Annotated in this window: 15 protein-coding genes; 10 read left to right on the forward strand and 5 right to left on the reverse strand. The window is 55.5% G+C overall.

The features are described 5' to 3' along the window. The first annotated feature begins 6 nt into the window (after positions 1 to 6). The 3 genes from BUE18_RS22035 (at position 7) to BUE18_RS28055 (ending at position 2,294) form a co-directional block, all read left to right on the forward strand. Positions 7 to 423 carry a secondary thiamine-phosphate synthase enzyme YjbQ gene (locus BUE18_RS22035; protein WP_073478329.1) on the forward strand — a complete coding sequence of 139 codons (417 nt, stop codon included), beginning with the start codon at positions 7 to 9 and terminating at the stop codon, positions 421 to 423. 64 nt (positions 424 to 487) lie between these two features. Beyond that, the gene (locus BUE18_RS22040; RefSeq protein WP_073478330.1) at positions 488 to 2,083 is read left to right on the forward strand and encodes a tetratricopeptide repeat protein; all 1,596 of its coding nucleotides are present in this window, start codon (positions 488 to 490) and stop codon (positions 2,081 to 2,083) included. 40 nt (positions 2,084 to 2,123) lie between these two features. After that, entirely contained in the window at positions 2,124 to 2,294 is a 171-nt protein-coding gene (locus BUE18_RS28055) for a hypothetical protein (RefSeq protein WP_170868432.1), read from the forward strand. Between the two features lie 181 nt (positions 2,295 to 2,475). Here the strand turns inward: BUE18_RS28055 and BUE18_RS22050 are convergent, their stop codons facing one another. Continuing rightward, positions 2,476 to 3,195: a SapC family protein gene (locus BUE18_RS22050; protein ID WP_073478332.1), complete on the reverse strand. Its 720-nt coding sequence runs from the start codon at positions 3,193 to 3,195 to the stop codon at positions 2,476 to 2,478. 264 nt (positions 3,196 to 3,459) lie between these two features. On the opposite strand from BUE18_RS22050, the gene BUE18_RS22055 reads away from it, so the two are divergent. Beyond that, complete coding sequence (locus BUE18_RS22055) at positions 3,460 to 5,052, forward strand: methyltransferase regulatory domain-containing protein (RefSeq protein ID WP_073478333.1); 1,593 nt, start codon at positions 3,460 to 3,462, stop codon at positions 5,050 to 5,052. A 185-nt stretch (positions 5,053 to 5,237) separates the two neighbouring features. On the opposite strand, the gene BUE18_RS27670 is transcribed toward BUE18_RS22055, so the two are convergent. Beyond that, positions 5,238 to 5,441, reverse strand: a complete 204-nt coding sequence (locus tag BUE18_RS27670; protein WP_139264852.1) for a hypothetical protein — start codon at positions 5,439 to 5,441, stop codon at positions 5,238 to 5,240. Between the two features lie 385 nt (positions 5,442 to 5,826). Here BUE18_RS27670 and BUE18_RS22060 point away from each other — a divergent pair, with 385 nt between their 5' ends. Both BUE18_RS22060 and BUE18_RS22065 read left to right on the forward strand, forming a co-directional pair. Continuing rightward, entirely contained in the window at positions 5,827 to 8,181 is a 2,355-nt protein-coding gene (locus tag BUE18_RS22060) for an Lcl domain-containing protein (RefSeq protein WP_073478334.1), read from the forward strand. Between the two features lie 11 nt (positions 8,182 to 8,192). Then, the gene (locus BUE18_RS22065) at positions 8,193 to 8,951 is read left to right on the forward strand and encodes an SIR2 family NAD-dependent protein deacylase (protein WP_073478335.1); all 759 of its coding nucleotides are present in this window, start codon (positions 8,193 to 8,195) and stop codon (positions 8,949 to 8,951) included. A gap of 942 nt (positions 8,952 to 9,893) precedes the next feature. Here the strand turns inward: BUE18_RS22065 and BUE18_RS22070 are convergent. Beyond that, the gene (locus BUE18_RS22070; RefSeq protein ID WP_073478336.1) at positions 9,894 to 10,247 is read right to left on the reverse strand and encodes a hypothetical protein; all 354 of its coding nucleotides are present in this window, start codon (positions 10,245 to 10,247) and stop codon (positions 9,894 to 9,896) included. 109 nt (positions 10,248 to 10,356) lie between these two features. Then, a complete protein-coding gene (locus BUE18_RS22075; protein WP_073478337.1) occupies positions 10,357 to 12,498 on the reverse strand; it encodes a SpoIIE family protein phosphatase in 2,142 nt (713 codons plus the stop codon). Between the two features lie 158 nt (positions 12,499 to 12,656). On the opposite strand from BUE18_RS22075, the gene BUE18_RS22080 reads away from it, so the two are divergent. Then, a complete protein-coding gene (locus BUE18_RS22080; RefSeq protein WP_073478338.1) occupies positions 12,657 to 13,484 on the forward strand; it encodes a CbbQ/NirQ/NorQ/GpvN family protein in 828 nt (275 codons plus the stop codon). Between the two features lie 15 nt (positions 13,485 to 13,499). Then, complete coding sequence (locus tag BUE18_RS22085; RefSeq protein ID WP_073478339.1) at positions 13,500 to 16,280, forward strand: nitric oxide reductase activation protein NorD; 2,781 nt, start codon at positions 13,500 to 13,502, stop codon at positions 16,278 to 16,280. Positions 16,281 to 16,295: 15 nt separating this feature from the next. Here the strand turns inward: BUE18_RS22085 and BUE18_RS22090 are convergent, their stop codons facing one another. After that, positions 16,296 to 16,973, reverse strand: a complete 678-nt coding sequence (locus BUE18_RS22090) for an NYN domain-containing protein (RefSeq protein WP_083611218.1) — start codon at positions 16,971 to 16,973, stop codon at positions 16,296 to 16,298. A 434-nt stretch (positions 16,974 to 17,407) separates the two neighbouring features. Between BUE18_RS22090 and BUE18_RS22095 the strand changes: the two genes are divergently transcribed. After that, a complete protein-coding gene (locus BUE18_RS22095; protein ID WP_073478340.1) occupies positions 17,408 to 17,914 on the forward strand; it encodes an ATPase domain-containing protein in 507 nt (168 codons plus the stop codon). Then, a complete protein-coding gene (locus tag BUE18_RS22100; protein ID WP_073478341.1) occupies positions 17,886 to 22,184 on the forward strand; it encodes a PAS domain S-box protein in 4,299 nt (1,432 codons plus the stop codon). Before BUE18_RS22095 ends, BUE18_RS22100 begins: the two co-directional genes overlap by 29 nt. Positions 22,185 to 22,190 lie beyond the last annotated feature (6 nt).

Consider the following 22,190-nt stretch of genomic DNA (forward strand, 5'->3'; position numbering starts at 1 on the left):
GAATACATGAAATCGTATCGCAAGGAACTATGGTTTGAAATCCCCGCCCGCCGGGGTTTTGTCAACATCACCCGCACGGTCCAGGAATGCGTGGCGGACAGCGGCGTCCAGGAAGGCCTGGTTTTGTGCAACGCCATGCATATCACGGCCTCGGTTTTCATCAACGACGACGAGTCCGGCCTGCATCACGACTATGAAGTGTGGCTGGAGAAGCTGGCGCCCCATGCGCCCGTGGATCAATACCGCCATAACGTGGGCGAGGATAACGCGGACGCCCACATGAAACGCCAGATCATGGGCCGCGAGGTGGTGGTCGCCGTCACGGAGGGCATGCTGGATTTGGGAACCTGGGAGCAGATTTTCTACGGCGAATTTGACGGCCGCCGCCGGAAAAGGGTGTTGGTCAAGATTATCGGAGAATAGATTTTTGGAAGACGCCGCGAATCAGGGGATAACGGCAAAGGGCGGGGGAGGGCGGCGAGGCTGGATGGCGCTTTTGGCGGCGGTTTTCGCAACCGCCTTTTTGGTGCGGCTGTTTTACTGCCTGGAAATCTCCCGGACGCCCTTGTTTTCACTGCTAATGAACGACGCGGCCTCCTATGACGCCTGGGCCAGGGAGATCGCCTCGGGCGCCTGGTTGGGAGACGATGCTTTTTATCAGGCGCCCTTGTATCCCTATTTCCTGGGCGTTTTGTATAAATTATTCGGCCCCAACCTTTTCGTCGTGCGCATGGTCCAGATTGTTCTGGGCGCCTTCACATGCGTGCTCACGGCCCAGGCGGGCAAGTGGTTTTTCTCTCCAATCGCCGGAGCGGTTGCGGGCTTTCTTATGGCCCTATACCCTCCGGCCGTCTATTTTGACGTACTCATCCAGAAAACCGTGCTGGCTCTGTTTTTTACAGCCCTGTTTCTGGCTTTGGCGGGCCGGGCCATAGGAGACCCTTCCGAATCGCGATGGCTTGCAGCGGGATCGGCCCTGGGCGCCCTATGCCTGGTGCGGGAAAACGCCTTGCTGCTGGTTTTTTTGGCGGGCCTGTGGATCCTGCTTCATTTTCGGGGTCGCGGAATAAAAAAAAGCATAGCTCTGGTCGCCGCCTTTGTCCTGGGCGTTATGTTGATCCTTGCGCCCGCGGCGATTCGAAACGCCGCCGTAGGCGGAGAGTTCGTCCTGACAACCTCCCAGTTCGGCCCCAATTTTTACATAGGCAACAACCCGGAGGCCAACGGCATGTACATGCCCCTGGTGGAAGGCCGGGGCATGACCGAGTTCGAACGGGAGGACGCCACCCGTCTCGCCCAGGAGGCGGAAGGGCGGGAGCTGACTCCGGCCCAGGTTTCCCGCTATTGGACAAGCCGGGCTTTGGACTTCATCCTGTCCAGCCCCGGCCATTGGGCCGCGCTGATGCTGCAAAAATCCTGGCTGTTCTGGAACGCAACCGAGCTGCCGGACACCGAATGCCAGTACACTTACGAGAAGCATTCCCGCATTCTGGGCGGCCTTGCCGAAAACTTTCATTTTGGAATACTGCCGCCCCTGGCGGTTTTCGGATTATGCGTTGGCATTCGGGACAGGAAAAGCCTGGGCCTGCTATATGTTTCGGCGGCGGGTTTTTTCGCCTCCACCATTTTGTTTTACGTGTTCGCCCGCTACAGAGCGCCCATTCTCCCTATTCTGGCCCTATTCGCAGGGGCGGGATTGGCCGGGGCGGCGCCGATGCTTATGGCTTGGCGCATCAAGCCGCTTGCGCTTTGTCTGGCGCCGGCGCTTGTCATTGCTCTGCTGGTCAATCAGCCTTTGCCCTTTAAGCATCAAATGACGGCCAGGGCCTTTTATAATGCGGGAACCGCTCTTTACAACCAGGGCCGGGAAAATGTATCTATTCCCTATTTCCGGGAAGCCATTCGCCTGGACCCGGAATTCGCCTTCGCCCATTACAATCTGGGCCTGGCCCTGGAACGGCTGGGCAGGAACGGCGAAGCTCTGATACATTACACCCAGGCGGTGCGTTTGAACCCGGATGCGGACAGGCACCGGATTCGCCTGGATATGCTTAGGAAAAAAATGAACGGCGCGGATGAATGAGGCCGGGCCGTCAGCATCCAAAATCGGGAGACACAACATCATGCCGGAAAAACTGGAAAAGGAACTGAACGAGGCCCTGGATTACGCCATGCAATATATGGAGGAAGTCACGGGCAAGGCCGCCAGCCAGGAGGAATTGGCCCGGGCTCTGAAAAAGTATTTTGTCTTGAACGAAATCAAGGCCTACATCGAAATGGAGCGTAACGGGTGATTTTACATTTTGTGTGTTAAAGGTTCCCTGTCGAGTATTGCCTGTTTGAAATTGTTTTGGTTTCAAATGGTTATGTATGTATTCCCACGCGAAGCATGGGAGCGAGATAAAAAAAGGCAGTCAAGCCGGGGATTAAGGCCCGGCGGGACTGCCTTTGATTTTTATTGATTGCAAACCTGTCTTATTTGATCATGGCCATGAGGCTTCTGAAATTGGACAGGGAGTACAGGTGGGAATAGATCCAGGCCAGGTAGCCGGTGCGGACCAGGTTGACGATTTTTTCGTCGTCCAGGTTGAAAATTCCCATTTCGTCCACCATCAGCAGGCGGCCGAACCCGATTTTTTCGCCCTTGGGCAGGGTGATGTTAGCGGAAACGTCTTTGAACAGTTCATATTCCTGGAGCAGCTTGACCATTTCTTTGGTGGCCTCGTGCTGCACCTGGTAATTTTGAAGGAACTGCACCACTCTTTTGAACTCGTCCGTCTGTTTTCCGTCATCGTCAAACAGGGCCATGCCTTCGCTTTTGCCGAAGCCCTCGAAGTTCGAGTCCACGCAAACGGCGTAGGAGGCGTCTTCGCCCACGTTGGAAGCCAGGACAAAAGGATAACGGCGGAAATAGGCAGGCATATAAGTCCCCTCTTTCCATTTGCCATCCTTGCCCACAAACAGGTTTTCTTCGTTACGCAACCCAAGAATAGCCACAGGAACTATCTGATCTTCCCCCGCACGCGTGAAAACAACCGGAAAAAACTTAGCGGCTTCCAAAAACTCCTGTCCTACGATCACAACGGAGTTCAGTTTGGATGCAAAAGAGTAATCTTTCACCGGGGCCACTTTGACCGATTTGTGCGTCACGGAGTTAAGAAAGATGGGGTTTTTGTAAATGCCTTGTTCTGCCATACCAGGTTTCTCCTTTCAATTCATCTGGAATACGATTGCGCAAAACCCATGGATAGATGGTTGGAATCAGAATCCTGTCTACCACACTGATTGCTTGCGGTCAACCGCCATATACATTTTAAATACTTGACCATTTACATTCTCTCTACTAAAAGAAAGCGATGCAAAAGGCAACGTTTTTTATGTGAACTGTTAGGTATTTCACAATACCGGCTTGGTTCCCATCCCACACTTCCATAAAGCAATATCGTGAAAGGCGAAAAAATGACCGAGGAAATCGTACAGCGCACTTCCTATGACGACGTCCCTTACGAAAGCAATCCTTTCCCGCAAACGCACCCGCAGCGCCTGGCGGCCCTGGCCGCGCTCTTCGGCCTGAATCCCCCGGACATCCAAAAATGCCGGGTGCTGGAAATGGGATGCGCGTCAGGCGGCAACCTGATTCCCATGGCCTGTCATTTTCCCGAGGCGGAATTTGTGGGCGTGGACCTGGCCCTGGAGCAGGTGAAGGCGGGCCGCAAGGTGATCGAGGACCTGGGCCTGAAAAACGTCCGCATTGAAAACGCCAGCATCATGGACATTGACGAGTCCTGGGGAAAGTTCGATTTTGTCATCTCCCACGGCGTCTTTTCCTGGGTGCCCGGGGAGGTGCAGGAAAAAATGATGGCCGTGTGCTCTGAAAATCTCACGGACGGCGGCCTGGCCTACCTTTCTTATAATGTGTATCCCGGCTGGCACATGCGCGGCATGATCCGCCACATGATGCTGTACCACACGGCCCAGTTTGAAGATCAGCCGCGCAAGGTGCAGCAGGCGAGGGCTTTGGTGGACTTTTTGGCCAAATCCGTTCCCACGGAAAACAACTACTACGGCCTGCTTCTGAAAAGCGAGATGGACCTTTTGAAAAAGAGCAAGGACTATTACCTTTTTCACGAGCACCTTGAGGATCGGAACGAGCCCATGTATTTCCACCAGTTCGCCGAAATGGCCAACAAGCACGGGATGCAATACCTGGGAGAATCCGATTTCAGCACCATGCTCACGTCCGGGTTTTCCAAAGAGGTCAGCGAGACGCTCAAGCGGATTAGCAAAAACATCATCCAGACCGAGCAATACATGGATTTCGTGCGCAACCGCATGTTTCGCCAGACCATCCTGTGCAAGACCGGAAGCGCCGTCAATCGCAACGTGACGGCCGGCCGCCTTGAAAAATTCCTTTTTGCTTCAGCGGCCAAGGCTCAGGACGATTTGACCGATTTGTCCGCGGAAACCCGGATTACCTTCAAAAGCCCCAAAGGCCCCTCCATTTCCATATCCCGGCCTATTACCAAAGCCGCCCTCTTTGCGCTTAAAGAAGCCTGGCCCAGGGCCCTGGGCATCGATGAATTGGCGGCCGCCGCCAAAAAGAAATTGATGGAGGGGGGGATAAAAGACGCCGAAAAAGTGGAAGAGGCGCAGTTCAAGCAAGTTCTTCTCGCAGACATGCTGCAATGCATGACCATCAGCCTTGTGGAATACCATCTATGGCAAGGCGATTTTGTCTCTGAAATCAGCGAAAAGCCCAAGGTCAGCCCGTTGGGCGCTGTATACGCCAAAATGCGTCCCCGGACGGTCAATCAGCGCCACGAAACCGTGCCTCTGGACGCGGCTTTGATCAACATGATTCCTTTAGTGGACGGAACCCGGGACAAGGCGGCGCTGGTGGAAGGCATGGTCGCCTTGGTGAAAGAAGGCGTCCTTTCCCTCAAACGTGAAGGCAAACCCGTTGAGGATTCGGAATTCATTCAAACCACCATGGAAAAGGTGGTTGAGAACGGCCTGACATACCTGAAGAATAACGCGCTGCTGGTGGCTTGATTCCTATCAGGTTGCTGGGGTTCTGATCTATTTGCGGCATTATCTGCTCAAGCTGCCTGAGTCAATACGAAATCGTACGCACTGAAAAATCAACCCCGTATGCATTAGGGTTGAGATCAAGCAAGAACAACCAAAACCGCCGGGCCGGACAAATTTCCGGTCCGGCGGTTCCGTTTCCCTTTATTTTACCAAAGCATGGCGACGGCGTCCTCCAGGGACATCTGCACGGACCTGCCCCGCACCGTGACGGTGACGCAGGGATTGGCGCAGCTCGTGCCTGAGAAATCAACCTCCACGCCGCTGATGGCCATGGTCCTCCCGTTGGCAATGCTGCAGGCCGAGTCGCCGGTTATGTTCTCCAAGGTGCAGTCACAGGTTCTTTCGTCCACCCATGTCGCCTATCACGGCCCCTTGGGCGGCCGGCAGGCGCATCAAAGAAGCCAGAATAGCCTGAAAAGCCTTTTTCATGGATTCCTCCTAATGTTGAAATGGTAATATATTCGATTTATTAACATAGATAATGTTGAAGACTTGTGCTCGTCAAACCATTGGCAAAAAAAGTTGACCCCCATTTTTTCGATCTGTATTATCGAAGTTCAATTTCTGTAAAAATTTAGGGAGATATGCTGTGTCTCCCAGGTGAATCGGCCAAATCTGTTTTGCCGGATAGAGTGATGCGCCGTTTTGGTTGAAAATATGGACCAGCCAGGTCCATTCCCGCCCAAGCCGTATTGATGAAGAAAAGACTGATCCGTAATCAAGGAGGTTCCCGACATGAAAGCACGCTTGACCCTTGCCTTGCTGTTTTGCCTGCTAACCGCCTTTCCCGCTTTTTGCTTTGCTTCCGCCCTGGGACTTCCCCAAACGGGGCAGGAAAATTGTTACAATGAAGATGGCGGCTTAGTCAATTGCAACGGCTCCGGCCAAGACGGCGACTTTAAGGCAGGAGTGGCCTGGCCGAATCCCCGGTTTACGGACAACGGCGACGGCACCATCACCGACAACCTGACCGGCCTTATGTGGCTGAAAAACGCCAATCCCGGGCAGACCGTCGAAGACCCGAACGACCCGGGCAATCCGGTGGGGTCCTGCTTTGCACCCAGTTCGCCCACCATCTGCTACGGCTACATGACATGGCAGGAGGCCCTGGATTTTATTGCAGGGATCAATGCGGGGACTTACGATCTCAATTCCTGCGCCAACGCAGAGCTTAATTGCATCGCCTACTCAGCAACCTACACGGACTGGCGGCTGCCCAACATCAACGAACTCAACAGCCTCTACAACGCAGGCGCGGCCGATCCCGCCGCCTGGCTGCAAGGCCAGGGCTTTGAAAACATTCCTAATTCTCTAGGTTCCGCCTACTGGTCTTCCACGACCGACTCCCAGAACGCCAACGACGCGTGGGCCTTTGATTTTCAGGCGGATGGATCCGGCAGCAATACCATTGTCATTTATCAAAAGACCAATGGACTCAGTCTTGCCTGGGCGGTGCGAGGCGGCCCCAACGGAGTTGCCGATCCCGCCCATCCTGCCAATGTGGCGAAAACCGGCCAGACTCTGTGCTATGATGAGCAGGGGAATGTGCGTAACTGCTCCGGGACCGGAGAGGACGGAGAATACCAGCACGGCGTAACCTGGCCTTCGCCCCGGTTTACCGATAACCAGGACGGCACCATCACCGATGAATTAACCGGGCTCATGTGGCTCAAGGATTTCGACTGCGTGGGCGGCTCGGGAAACATGGAGTGGCAGGAAGGTCTGGACGCCGTCAATACGTTCAATTCCTCCCCCGGAACCTATTCCTGCTCCGGCTACACGGCCAATTACAACGATTGGCGATTGCCCAACCGCACGGAACTAACTAGCTTGCTGGCTTGGTCCCGTCCGGTGTTGAACAGCGCATTGCCCGCCGGGCATCCTTTTCTCAATGTAGAACCTAACTGGTATTGGTCATCCACCACCTTTGAAACATCGCCCTCCAACACGTACTCCGTCAACTTGCGGTACGGCAATATCCCCCGCAGCGGAAAGGCCAACGATCAATGGGTGACCGCCGTGCGCGGCCAGTCCACCACGCCCGTCCCGCCTCCTGTGGGAGACGTGGACGGAGACGACCTCGTAACCACGGAGGACGCCATTGCTCTGCTGAAACTGCTTAACGGGATCGATCCCGGCGTCACCATCGACATGGAGCTTGCAGACGCCAACGCGGACGGCGTTCTTAGCCTGGAAGACGCGCTCTACATCCTCAAGGATGTGGGCGGGCACGGCCATTTTTTCACCAAGGACGAACTGGAGGAGTTGCAAACGGTGGAAGACCTATTGAACCTTGCGTCTTCGTCCCTGGTGAACAGCCAAAACGGCTGGGAGGATCTTGGAAGCCTCAACGAAATATTAGTGGATCTGGGGGTCCAGGACGTCTCGGGCGACGGCATCGTGGCTGTGGCGAACAGTCTGCGGGACGTGCTGGCCAATGCATCGGAGTGCGGCGCCTATGAGCGCGACGGCAATACTTTTACCTTTACCTTTTCCAGCGCTCCCGCGTGCGGCTCCATATCCGGCGTCCTGGTCATCACTCCGACGTATTCCGCGGAAACAGGCATTCTGTTCGAGGTGGACTGCCAGAACCTCAATACCGGGGAATGCACCATTGACGGCCATTCCACCACCAAGGTGGAGGCCAATGCCAGCCAGGTGGTCGTCACCCAGGATATTGAAGACCTGACGGTGTGCGGAACCGCCCTCAACGGAACCATTACCGTGACTTACAACACCGCCTCCATGTCCGTGGAATCCGTTGTCCTGGAAAATGTGCTGTACTCCTATACGGTTGAAGGCGTTCCCGTGACCGTCGCCATTGACAACATGACGTACACCGGGGCGACCCAGACGTTTACGGGAACCATGCAGATTCAATACGGAGACGACTCCTACACCCTGACAATAACCAATTTGGTGATTGACCAGACCTGCGGCATTCCCACCAGCGGAACCATTACCGTAAATGGGCTAACCTTTGACTTCTCGCAAACCACGTGCGAAAATCCGACAGTACAGACCACGGTTCACGGCATCCCGTTTACCATGGATCTGGATGACGCCATTGCGTATTTCAACTCTTTGTAAAAGGAGCGCCCATGCAGGATATTCTGGAAGCAATCGCCAAAAAAATCGCGGAAGGCGGAAGAAACATCGCCTTTACCGGCGCCGGCATCTCCACGGAGTCGGGAATTCCGGATTTTCGCAGCCAGGGCGGCATCTGGGATCAGTACCGGCCCGTGTATTTTGACGAGTTCATGGCCTCCCGGGACGCCAGAGTCCGCTATTGGGACCAGAAAATCGCCATGTGGGACGGCCTGGAAAAAGCCAGGCCCAACGCAGGGCATCAAGCCCTGGCCAAGCTCTACGGCATGGGCCTGCTGGAGGCGATCATCACCCAGAACATCGACGGCCTGCATCAGGAGTCGGGCATACCCGGAGACAAGGTCATTGAGCTTCACGGCAACACGCGCCGGGTCAGGTGCATGACCTGCGGAGAAACGTCCACCGTGGCCGAGGCCAAACAGCGCATCCTGGACGGAGATCCCGCGCCCGAATGCCATTGCGGCGGATATTTGAAGCCCGACACCATATCCTTCGGCCAGGCCATGCCGCAAAAAGAGGTGGAGCAGGCCGCCCGGCTTTCGTCGTCCTGCGACTTTTTTCTGGTTGTGGGGTCCACCCTGGTGGTGCATCCCGCGGCCATGATGCCGGAGTACGCCCGGCGCGCCGGGGCCTATCTGGCCATCGTCAACCTGTCGGACACGCCTTACGACAACGCCTGTCAGGCCTTGGTCAGGGAAAAAGCCGGGCCCGTCCTGCAAACCATCGCCGACCTGGCGGAGGAGTACAGATAGAATTTAAAACAGGGCTTTGGTTGTAAGAACCGGGCGTTCACAGGGGACGCCCGGTCTAATGATCGGTCATGGTTAGCGGCGCGGCTCCCGCGCCTATCTGAAAGACGCGTGACGGACCTAAGATGTTGGGTTCGAAGTCCAAAGACCCTATTGCCGGGGTAGCGCTAATAAAGCGGACTTCTTAACCCAACCTGTTATTTTTACATGAAAAGACGTAGGTTGGGTTGAGCTTGCGAAACCCAACAAATGCAAGCTGCAATCCTCCGGTAAATTCACCATCGCCCAAACAGCCTGTCAGTGGGCAGCCCCGGCAAAGCCCGAGCCTGCAGGGCGCGCAAGCGCAGTAGGCGCGGTTTTTTTCGACAATAAAACTCCAACATCTCAGGCGAACGGACGATCCATCCAACACGGGACAATACCAGGAGTTCAATCACTTTCCTTTGTCCGTAGTCTTTATGAAATCCCATTAATTTTTAAATGCTTATATATGTATTTCCACGCAAAGCATGGGAAGGGGTCCTAACCTGCGGAGTCCGCCCGGCGGCCATCCCCGACTTCTGCGATCTTACCCGGCCGCGCCTTTTGGCCTCCGGGAATGCATTTTGAAGTGCTTGAAATCCAGATTGATTTGTATGTGCGAGAGTCGTTTGAAGCCTGTTCCGATGATGGGAAACTGTAAAACGCAGGGCAAGCCCTGAATCTACACTGCTCCTTTAGGTTGTTCAGGTGGAATTTTATTTGTAGGGCGCAGGGGGGCCCTGCCCAGGCCGCGCTACGGATTTACCCTTCGGTTTTTTCTCGCATCTAATCATAATGTTTTTTTCGTAACTTGCCGTAACCCACCCACTCAACATCGATGTTGTTCTTACGCAGGAAGTCAATAAATGCTTTTTCTGTATTCATCCCCCGAATTATTGTTCCGTCTGCAAGAACGTAATTGATCTACCATGTCATTCTGACACTTTTTAAGTCCGACAAAGGGATGTGAACCGGCTCTTTCTTAAAAAAAGTCCAAAGAGTCAAATGGTTATCATGCATGTTGAGAATTGTTTTATACGCCATTTTATGAAGCATGATCCGAATTAGACCGTATAGCGGCAAAAATACAATCACTCCTACACACGTTATTACAGCAGGAAACATTTTTATTACATCGGGATAAAACTTGAAACGGGCGATGAATTCAGCCGCGCCGGCTGCTACAAGGCCCAATAGGATGACAATATGGCAATAATTGAAAAATAATGCCATTGGTCCGAAATCAAACTCATAAAGGTCAGATTCCTTATTTTGCATAAAAGCTCCTCCCACGAAGGTCCACAATTTTTCCAATAGGTTGACAGAGGCGAGAGATTTTTTCTTAAATAATTGAAATTAAGTATAATATAGCTTGTATCGCGCGTCCCTATTTTAACACCTTGATAATCACCAGGGTGATGTCGTCCTCCTGGTTTACGGGCAGGCGGAAGGCGCCCACGGCTTCAAAGACCTTGTCCATGATGACCTGGGCGGGTTCATGGGCGTTGTCCGCAATGATCTGCTTGAAGGCCTCCTTGCCGAACATGTCGCCCTGCTGGTTTCTGGCCTCCCAAACGCCGTCCGTGCCCACGGCTATGATCTGGCCGGGGTGGATTTCCCGCTCATATTCTTTGTATTCATAATCCTCAATGCCGCCGAGGAAAATGCCTTCGCCGTCCAGTTCGGTGAACTCCCCGGTGTTGGAGTCCAGGACCAGAGCTGGATCGTGCCCGGCTCTCAGCCATTTGACCTGCTTCTTTTGGGTGTCCAGGTCCATGTAGAAGAGGGTCATGAAACGCCCGGAGAGGCCCACGTCGCGGGTGAGCAGTTTGTTGACGTCCGACACGATGCTGGTGATGCTGCCCCGCATGCTGGAGCGCTGCCGGAACAAAGCCCTGGCCGTAGTCATGAGCAGGGCGGAAGGAATGCCGTGGCCGGACACGTCGCCCACCACCACGGTGATTTTATGATCGTTGGTTTCGTCAAATTCCAGGTAATCGTAATAATCGCCGCCGGTTTCGTCCGAATAGACGATGGCGCCGGCGATGTCCAGGCCCGTCACCAGGGGGGCGTCTACGGGCAGCAGGTTTTGCTGGACTTCGTGGGCGAGCTCCAAAGCCTTTTTCAAGCGCACGTTTTCCCGCAGCCTGGGCACCATTTCGTTGAAGGCCGTGATCAGTTCGCCCCGTTCGTCGCTGATTTCAAAGTCCATGTGCACGGAAAAATCGCCCCTGGCCAGGCGTTTGACCGCGTCAATCATTTGATAGATGTGCTTGGTGAATATACGGGAAATGATCATGGCGCCGATCACGCCCAGCAGCAGCGCCCAGCACGCGGCGATGAAATTCACCAGCAAATGCTTGCGGGTCAGGCTGTCCACCACTTCATTGGCTTTGTCGATGGAGGAGTTGATGGAGCTCATGGGGGTCACCAGGAGCTTGTAATATTTTCTTCCCACGGGGGCGAAGGCCCAAATGGAGTCCTTGCCTTTGCAGCGGAGGCGGGCCACGCCGGTATTGCCCTGCTCCATGGATTTCAGGATCGTATGGAAAATTTCCTTGTCCTGGGAGTCCAGCCACTCGGTGAAGATCATGCCGGTCCAGTCCCGCGTGGCGGTCACGTAATCGTCATGGGCCAGAACCAGGGCGCCAAGCTTTCCGTTGTCAGGATTGTTCTGCACAAGCAGGTCGTAGGTTTCCACGGTTCCAATCCACGAGGACGGCATGGCCGCCATGTTCAGAACTTCCTCCAAGAGCACGTCCATGCATAGAACCCCCACCACCTTGCCTTCCGGATCGTGGATCAGGGTGGAGGCTGCAAAGACCACCTGGCCCGTCACTTCGTCCACCATGGGGAAGGTCCAGGTCACGGGGGTGTCCGGGCTGGTTTGGGTGAGCGCGGCCCTGTACCAGGGCTTAAGCCGGGGGTCGTAGCCCTCGGGAAATTCTCCGTGGCCCGGATAGGCCGCAAATAAGCCGCTTTCCAGGGCTATGCAGGCGGTTGCACGGGATTCGCCGTCTTTGTAAGCGCTTATAAATTCGTCCCTCAGGCTTGCCAGAACCGCCTTGTCCACGGGATGTTCATCAGGATTCACCCCCGGCGCCGCGGCGATGACGGGATAATCCAGGCTGATGGAATACGGCGTGATCTGGCCGTCCATATGCCGTATTTCATATCCGTCATGGGGGGCCAAATCAGGCGGGGCTTTGGCAGGATCGTTAAAGTCCTCTTTCCAGTAGAAAGAGGCGTCCGATGCGGGGGCGGGCATGACGTACAGATATTCCGCCTTGCGCGCCATGGAAGCCATGCGGAACTCCAAGGCGGCTTCCAACCCCTTTTGGATTTCAGCCGTGTTGCGCACCGTGACTTCCAGAGCCCTTTCCGAAAGCTCCAGCAGGGCCGCGCGGCTGTCGCGCGAAAGCATATTCCCCGCCGTTTTGGTAGCCTTTTGGCTGATAGCGGTCACAACCATGAGCGGAACAAGGGAAAAAATCATTAAGAGGAGAAAGACTTTCCATCTTAATTTCATAGAACGCCTCCAGACCCGATAGATGCTTGTTCATATCATAAAACCCAAAGGATGCAAGACAATCCGTTCCAAGTTTTTTTAGCGCCTTGACCCAACGAAGGTCCTCCACTATATTCGCCTTTTGAAGTCGCCAAAACAGAAACAAAAGGAATAACATCATGAGCCAGGCCCTTGAAAATACCCAAATTCCCGACTCCTCCGCTTACATGATCAACAACGAGCCCTTTTATTTGCCGGTGGCTGATGAAAAGCCTCTTTTCACCGCCGCGTACAACGCCCGGCTGCCGGTCATGCTTAAAGGCCCCACAGGATGCGGAAAAACCCGGTTCGTGCAGCACATGGCCTACAAGCTGGGCAGGCCTTTAGTCACCGTCTCGTGCCATGAGGACTTGTTCGCCTCCGACCTCCTGGGCCGCTACCTTTTAAAGGACGACGAAACCGTGTGGGTGGACGGCCCCTTGTCCCGGGCCGTGCGCATGGGCGCCATCTGCTACCTGGACGAAGTGGTGGAAGCCCGCAAGGACACCACCGTGGTCATCCATCCCCTGACCGACGATCGCCGGGTGCTTTCCCTGGACAAAAAAGGCGAGGTGGTGGAGGCGCACCCGGATTTTTTGCTGGTGGTTTCTTACAACCCCGGCTACCAGTCCGTGGTCAAGGACCTCAAGCAGAGCACTCGCCAGCGTTTTGTGTGCCTGGAGTTCGAATATCCCGCCCAGGAGGACGAGGCCAAAATCGTGGAAAAGGAAGGGGGCGTGGACGAGGAAACCGCCCTTTCCCTGGTGGGCCTGGCCCATCGCATCCGCAACCTCAGGGAGCAGGGCCTGGCCGAAGGCGCCAGCACCCGCCTGCTCATCTACGCGGCTCAGTTGATCCGGCAGGGCATCTCCCCCAAGAACGCCTGCCTGACCAGCATGTGCCTGCCCATCACCGACGATCCGGGGCTGTCGGAAACCATAGTTGATCTCATCGAAGACCTGTTTTAGAGGATGGGGCGAAGCATGGGTCAGCCCGGCGTAAATGTACAGGAAGATCTGGCCAGGATTCGGGCCTTGATGGAGCCGCTGTCCATCGCCGATCCCGAAACCGCGGAACTGGTCCGGGGTCTTCTCCTTTCCAAGACCCGGCTGGAGCGCATTCCCCGACTGGCGGAATTCGGCATTAAGGCCCTGGCTTCGGAAACCGCCTTCGGCAAAGCCTTTTGCCTGGGCATGGCCCGGATTCTGGACGAGCCGGACCGGCAGTTCACCCTGTATTGCAACCTGGTCAATCATGCGGGCCGGGAAGGCGCCACCCTGGGCAAGCTGGCGGCCGAATCCATGCCTTTGGCGATTCTGTCCGGCAAGAAGAACATGGCGGCCAGGCTGATCGCCGCCATTTACTCCGTAAAAAAGTGGAGCACCCACGCCATGGAGCGGCCCTTGGAGGCTTTCTCCTGGCTTATGCACCGGGACGACCCGGATTCCGCCGCTGCGTACCTCTATCTGGTCCGCATTGTGTTCCGTCAAAGCATGACTTACCATCAGCGCCTGCTGTTTTCCCAATTATTGCCAAAGGCCGCCAAAAGCCTGCCCAAAGCCAGGCGATGCTTTCAGATGCAGGCCCTGGCCAAGGTCGCCAAGGCCAGCCTGGATTGCATCGAGCCCCTGTGCGACGGGCTGGAAAAAGGCGTGCACCTTTTGGATAAGGAAGCGCTGGATGTTTTTACGGACGAAGGCCTGGGCCGGCTATCCCACAGCCGGGACGCGGCTATGAAGTTTTTGCGCCTGGAGTCCAAGCTGGGCGCAGACTCCTTTTCCAGCCTGCAGGTTACGGTTTCCCTGGAATCCAACCGCCAGGTCATCACCCGGTATTTGCGCGCCAGGACCGGCAAGGGCCTGAACGTCAAGCCCATCGAGCCCCTCCACAACCGGGGCGTGGGCCGTCACACCCTGTCCATTACGGACGGCAGGGCCGTGTATCTTCCGGGGGAAATGGGTTTTTTTCCGGATAAGGAGAACAACACCGCCTTGTACAAAGCCCTGGCCCGCCTGGAAGCCGGCTTGTGCGAGTTCGAAACCTATGATTTTGACCTCACAAAGGCTGTGTTTGCCTGCCGGGCCCGGGGCCTGGAATTCAACCTGCCTGAAACCCGGTCCCAATACTCGGACCTGTTTTTGTTTTTGTCCGAATTCGACGTCTTTCAGATCGCCCGGGACCTGTTCGCCGCCCTGGAGCACGCCAGGGTAGGGCGGCTGCTTTTGGAAAAATACCCCGGCTTCGCGAAAAGTGCATTTCCCTATATGATAACGGAAATGGAGCGCATCCTGGAGCAGGGCGCGCCTCCCATGACCTGGCTTTACGCCTCCGCAGCGCTATGCATGGATGTGGAAAAATTCCAACTGGATGACGACGTTGCGCGTATCATCCAAACTTCTTTGGAGGCCTTTCAATCCATGCAAGGCGATCCGCCGGACGTGCACCAAAGCGCGGCGCTGACCGCCGGTCTTTACGGCCCGTGGCTGGGGTTTTTGCAGTCCTGGTACGGAGTCATGATGGCCAGGGATCTGGCCAAGGAGTACCAGCCCATGCAGGTTCCCTTCGGCCGGACCATCCTGGCGGGCGGAAACGCGCCCATGCCGGAAAACGATCGCCGGGCGGCCCAGTTGATGGCCAAGCTGTCGCAAATGGGCGTGTACGCCCTCCGGTCCGATTTGAAAAAACGCATGGATTCTCAGCATGGAACCCTGACGGAACAGGACCTGCGCGACCTCATCATGCAGCCTCCGGAACAGGGGGCGACCGAGCCCCAGCCCCTGGAGCCCGGGCAGGAGGAGCGCATGGATTTCTCCTCCCTCAGGGACTCGGGCGACCTGGCCCACTCCCTGCCCCAAGAGGAAGACCTGAACGCCCCGGTCTTCTGGTACAAGGAATGGGATCACAACTCCCAGGATTACCTGCCCGACTACTGCCGGGTGGTGGCGGCGCCCGGCCTGCCCAGCCATGCGGAGTTTTACGACGCGTCGCTCAAGGAGCACTCCGGGCTGGTAAAAAACATCCGAAAGAGCTTTGAACTCTTAAGGCCCCAGGGCCTGGCCATTCTCCGCCATTGGGTGGAAGGGGACGATTTTGACTATCGGGCTTTGATCGACTACGCCGTGGACCGCAGGATGGGCAGAACCCCGTCCGAAAGGCTGTACATCAAACGGGTCAAGCAAATCCGCGACGTGTCCGTGCTGCTTTTGGTGGACCTTTCCCGCTCCACCAGCAACCTGGCGGCGGGCTCCGAAAAAAGCGTCCTGGACGTGGAAAAGGAAGCCATCGTCCTGTTTTGCGAAGCCCTGGGCGCGGTGGGGGACTCCTTTGCCATCGCAGGCTTTTCCGGCGCCGGCAGGCTGAGGGTGGACTACACCCGGATCAAGGATTTTGAAGAGGCCATGACCCCGGAGGTCAAGCAGCGCATCAGCGGCATGGCGCCTTCCCGCAACACCCGCATGGGGCCGGCCATCCGCCACGCAGCCCACGTGCTTTCCCAGGTTCCCTCCAAGGTGCGTTTGATGATCGTGCTGAGCGACGGCTTTCCCAACGACCTGGAGTACAAGGGCCAATACAGCATTGCCGACACCCGCAAGGCCATCGCCGAGGCCCGGTCCCAGCAGGTCCACGTGCACGCCATTACGGTCAACCTGCAGACCAGCATCAACCTGGATCTCATCTACGGCGGAGTGCACCACAACCTCATCTCCGACGTCCGCGAACTGCCCCACAAACTGCCCAGAATTTATCGGACCCTGACGAGGTGACCGTCATAACCCCTTTCAGACGTGAGTCTGTAAATAGTCAACATGCTCTCTGAGGTCTGGGCGGGTAACTGCTTTGAGAGGATCCAAAAGCACCTGCATTCCCTCCCGGCGGGCCAGTTTGAGAGCCGGGACCACATCCGAATCCCCTGTTATCACGACCAACTTGTCAGCCAGTTTTTTTATGGCGATGGGGGTGATATCCAACCCCATCTTCATGTCCACGCCCTTCTGGGTAATTGCCGGCTTGACGTCGTTTTCATCAAGGTCATCAATGGAGATTTTCTTGGAAATGAGGCTTTTCAATCTATCTTGATTTAGCACCCAGGCATTGTTTTGCCATACAAAGCTGCCCAGTCTGAGGGCTACGTTTGGTGTGCTCCTCAGGGACTCAAGAAGGGCGATTTGTTGGACGGCAACTGACGTCTTTTCAAAATCAACCTGCTTTTTGGAAACGGGATTGTGGCCCTTTTTGGAGAGGGGATTCGTATCGTAGTAGAAAATTCTGTACAATTGATCGTCTTTTAAAAGGTGCTTAAGGCAGTATTTGCGTATGTTCTCGCCATTGTACAGGAAGGTTTTCAGTTGGTAGATGCGCTTTCTCATAAACCAGCCATCAATCACAAAAGCTACCTTTTGCATTATTATTCCACCAAATAATAATGCCCTTTGGTCGATTCCGGAAATTTTTAGCATCCGGAATGTCGCAAAGGGCGGTTAGTAACTTTCTGAGATGGAAATGGTTCTTTCCATGTGCAAATAGAGTAATGCTTTGGCAGGATGCTGTCAATAGAAAAAAATATGCAATTTCAGGGGACTATGCTTTCCGCAAAGAGACGGGACAAGCGCTGCGCCACAACCTCATCTCCGACGTCCGCGAACTGCCCCACAAACTGCCCAGGATTTATCGGACCCTGACGAGATAAGAATTCCTGAAAAAATACAACAATCACGCCCATGGGCTTTTTGGGGATATCTCACAGCCTTTGGAGTTTCACCAAGAGGGGGTCGCGGCTCCAGCAAACAGGAGCAGACGGTTTCGCAATCGTGCGCCGCCGGCCAATCAATGCCTGCGGAAAAAAACGCCGCATCTTTAATCTTGATCAGAAAAGATTACGGATGTTAAGATTATGTTTGAGACAATTCCCGTAGACAGGATTCATGATTGCGAGATCGTCCCGCAGTGCGCTGACAGGCGTCCCTGGTTCAGGGAGCAGGGGGAGTTCCATTTGCTTCCTGAGTGGATTCTGGATTCGGGACTGACCGCCATGGTGACGGTCAAGGCCAACGCCGGAGCCCAGACCGCTCGGCATCATGAGTTTTTGGAGTATATGGCTGACTGCGTCGTTTACCTGGACCAAAGGGTTTCGGAACAGGTGGTCACAAGGCGGTTGCGCGAGGTGAAATACCGGGGCTCCGCCTATGGAAGGAACGCGTATCCTTTTGGAATTACCGGCAGAGGTTTGTGGATCATCCCGGTAACCCAGGCCGATATACAGCACCGGACCTTTGGAGAGTCCATTCTTTCGGGCGTCGAGGGGCTGGACATTGTTTACGGCAACTTGAGCGATAAGGAAAAAATTTTAGCCCTGTTTGGAGAGAAGCACGATGACGTTCAAGGCTCCGCCGTCCTATGAGGAACTGCAAAAGAGGCTAAAACGCGCTGAGGACGCCCTGCAGGCCGTTCGGGACGGTCAGGTGGACGCCATTGTGGGAAATAATCAAACCCTGGTGGTGCGTCTGGCGGAAGCGGAGGCCCGGGAAGCGCATATCAAGAATGTTTTGCTGACCATTCGCAGCGTGAACAAACTTTTGGCCTCCGAGGAGACCCCCCTGGGCCTGATAGACAAGGCCTGCACGCAGCTCACGGCCGGTCCAAGCTACCAGAACGCCTGGATCGCCCTGGTGGACTCCCAAACCCATGGGGTGACGGCCGTTAAATCCGGCCGGGCCAGCGGCGGCTTTTTGCAGTTGGAACGGCATCTGATGCAGGGTGAATATCCCCGCTGCGTGCGGCAAGCCCTCCTGGCTGATGAGGTGACGGTGGTCCGGAACGCCCGGCGGGATTGCCCCGAGTGTCCGCTGACCCAGGAGTACGGGGGATGGGCGGCCTTTACCTGCCGTTTGGGATACAAGGATCGCATCCACGGCGTGTTGTCCGTCTCCGTTCCCGCGGAACTGGCCGGCGATCAGGAGGAGCAAGTCCTGTTCAGGGAGCTTGCCAATGACATAGGGGCCGCCCTGGACAAAATGACGGCCCAACAACAGGCGGAAAAACGAATAGCCCTGTTGGGGCGCATGCTGGACCTGGCTCCGGCCTCCATAACCATCCATGACTATGAGGGCCGGTTTTATTATGGAAACCAAGCCACATATACCTTGCACGGCTACGCTGACGAGGAAGAGTTTTTGAACACGGAATTGCATGACCTGGATGATCCGGAGACCCGGGCCATGCTGCCGGAGCGTTTTCGGAAAATCCGGGAGAAGGGGGAAGCGCGTTTTGAAGTCCTCCACCACCGAAAGGACGGATCCACTTTTCCCCTGGAGGTGCTGGCAAGATCCATTGAGTGGAACGGCAAGCCCGCCATTTTAAGCGTCGCCGCCGACATTACGGAACGCAAGAAAGCCGAAGAGACCCTGCGGGAAAGCGAAAGCAGGGTGCGGACCAAGCTGAACGCCCTCCTTGATCCGGAAGGCGATATTGGGCGTTTGAATCTCGCCGACGTTTTGGACGTTGATCAAATACAATCCCTGATGGACGATTTTCACGCATTGACGGACATCGGCGTGGGCATTATCGACCTGGAGGGAAATGTCCTTGTCGGGACAGGCTGGCAGGATGTCTGCACCAAATTCCACCGGGTTCATCCCGAAACCGCCCTAAATTGCCGTGAAAGCGACACGCTTCTCGCATCCAACGTGGAGCCGGGGACCTTCAAGTTGTATAAATGCAAGAACAGCATGTGGGATATGGCGACCCCGATTGTCATTGGCGGGAAACACGTCGGCAATCTCTTCCTCGGTCAATTCTTTCTGGAGGATGAAACGCCCGACGTTGCGGCCTTCCGGGAACAGGCGCACTGTTACGGATTTGACGAGGAGGCATATCTTAAAGCCTATCTGGCCATCCCTCGCTGGTCGCGGGAAACGGTCGAGCAAGTCATGACCTTCTACTGCAACCTCATCAACCTCATCTCCCGCATGTCCTACGCCCACATAAAACTGGCGCGGACGAGCGAGGCCCTGCGTCAAAGCGAGCAGTTGTTCCGTTCTTTCGTGGAGAATGCCAACGACATTGTATACGCCCTTTCCGCGGAAGGCCGGTTTACTTATGTTTCCCCAAATTGGCTGGAGTTTATTGGGGAACCGGCGGAACGAGCCGTGGGAAAGTCCTTCGAGCCTTATGTCCACCCCGAGGACGTCCACCTGTGCCGCGCCTTCCTGGAAAAAACGCTGAAAAATGGCGGCAGGCAGGGCAGTCTGGAATACCGGGTGCGGCATCACGACGGGTCCTGGCGGTGGCACGTGTCCAAGGGATCGCCCAACAGGGATGAATCCGGGAGCGTCACGGGGTATGTCGGCATTGCCCGGGATGTGACCGAAGCAAAGCAAGCCGAAGAAGCGCTGAAAGCCAGCGAAATGCGTTTCAAGGAGATGCTGCGGAACGTGACCTCTGTGGCGGTCCAGGGGTACGCCCTGGACGGCGCGGTAAGCTATTGGAATCATGCCGCGGAAACCTTTTACGGCTACACCGAGGAAGAGGCGCTCGGCCAAAACCTGATCGATCTGATCATTCCGCCCGCCATGCGCGAAACCGTGCGAGCGGAGATGCGCCGAATGGCCGAAACCGGAAAGGCGATTCCGCCGTCCGAGCTGGAATTGATGCGCAAGGACGGATCGCCCATCCAAGTCTATTCATCCCACGCCCTGGTCCGCGTGCCGGGGCGGGAGCCCGAGTTATTCTGCATTGATATTGATCTCACCGAACATAAACTGGCCGAAGAAAAGCTGCGGGAAGAAAGGGAGCAACTGCTGGCCATATTCAACAGCATTGACGAGGTTATCTACATCTCCGACCCGTCAACCCATGAGTTGTTGTATGTCAACAGCTATTTCCAGCGAATGCTGCCCGCCGATTGCCTCGGCGCGAAGTGTTACAAAATCATACAAAATCGGGATTCGCCATGCCCTTTCTGCACCAACGATATTATACTGAAGCAAAAACCCGCTTCCCATCACTGGGAATTCCATAACAAGCATGTTGACCGGCATTACGCGATAGCGGATCGCATCATCAGCTGGCCGGATGGCAGGGACGTCCGCTTTGAAATTGCCATCGACATCACCAAACGCAAGCATTTGGAGCGGCGCAATCAGGTCCTGGCCAATATTATCAAACGCAGTCAGGATTTCATTGGCGTGGCGGATATGGACCAGGCGGCTTACTTCGTGAATCCAGCGGGGCAGGCGATGGTTGGGCTGGATGGGGAAGAGGCGGTCGCGCAAACCAGGATCGAAGATTACTTCCTGCCTGATGACTTGCCGTACCTCCGGAACACCATTCTTCCCGCCGTTATGCGGGATGGCCGATGGGCGGGGGAGTTCCGCTTCCGCCATTTCAAAACGGGCGAAGCGATTCCCGTTCTTTACGACCTTTTCCATACCGAAGACATTGCGACCGGCGATATGACCAACATAGCCACCATTACGCGCAATATTACCGAGCGCAAGCAGGCCGAGGCCGAGCGGGAAAAACTCCATGCCCAGTTGACGCAAGCGCAAAAAATGGAGTCCGTGGGCAGGTTGGCGGGGGGAGTGGCTCATGATTTCAACAACATGTTGAATGTGATCATCGGATACTCGGAGCTGGCTTTGGACGGCATGCCCCAGGCCCATCCCTTTTATGAAAGCTTCAGGGAAATCCTGGACGCCGCCATGAGGTCCTCGGAAGTCACCCGGCAGTTGCTGGCGTTTGCACGGAAGCAGACCATCGCCCCCAAAGTTTTGGATCTGAATGAAACCTTGGAAGGCATGCTGAAAATGCTGCGCAGGCTGATTGGGGAGGACATCCGGATGATCTGGAAACCCGGGACCGAGACACGGTATGTATGCATGGACCCGTCCCAATTGGATCAGTTGCTCGCCAACCTGTGCGTCAACGCCAGGGACGCTATCGCCGACGGCGGAGAAATAATCATAAGCACTGATAACGTGTATATTTCGGCAAAGGATTGCAGCGCAAATCCTGACCTTAACCCCGGCGACTATGTGCTTTTAAGCGTGCAAGATAACGGCTGCGGCATGGACCGGGAAACCATGGCCAATATTTTCGAACCCTTTTTCACCACCAAAAAGGCGGACCGGGGGACCGGTCTGGGACTGTCCACCATATACGGCATCGTCAAACAAAATAATGGCGCCGTTTTGGTGGAAAGCGAGCCGGGCAAAGGCGCCTTGTTTAAGATCTATCTGCCCAGGCATGGCTCGCCGGAGACTGCGTCAGAGGCTTTGAAGGCGGATGATCCCCTTGAGGGAAAAGGGGAAACCGTACTGCTGGTTGAGGATGAAAAAGCCATCATTTCCATGGCTAAAAGCATGTTGGAAAGATCCGGCTACCGGGTGCTGACGGCTTCCTCTCCCCAGAAGGCCCTGAACCTGGCCGACGAGTTCCAGGACGGCATCCAATTGCTCATCACGGATGTCATCATGCCCGGCATGAACGGCAAGGATCTGGCCGAGGAGCTCAAATCCCGGAATCCGTCCCTGAAAGTTCTGTTCATGTCCGGGTACACGGCCGACCTGATCGCCCGGCACGGCGTCCTGGAGGGGGAGGTGCACTTTCTGGAAAAGCCGTTTTCCCAAAACAAGCTGGCCGAACAGGTGAGAAAAGCCCTGGAAAGCTGAGCAATT

The sequence above is a fragment of the Desulfatibacillum alkenivorans DSM 16219 genome, from assembly GCF_900142135.1.
GTDB classification, from domain to species: Bacteria; Desulfobacterota; Desulfobacteria; order Desulfobacterales; family Desulfatibacillaceae; genus Desulfatibacillum; species Desulfatibacillum alkenivorans.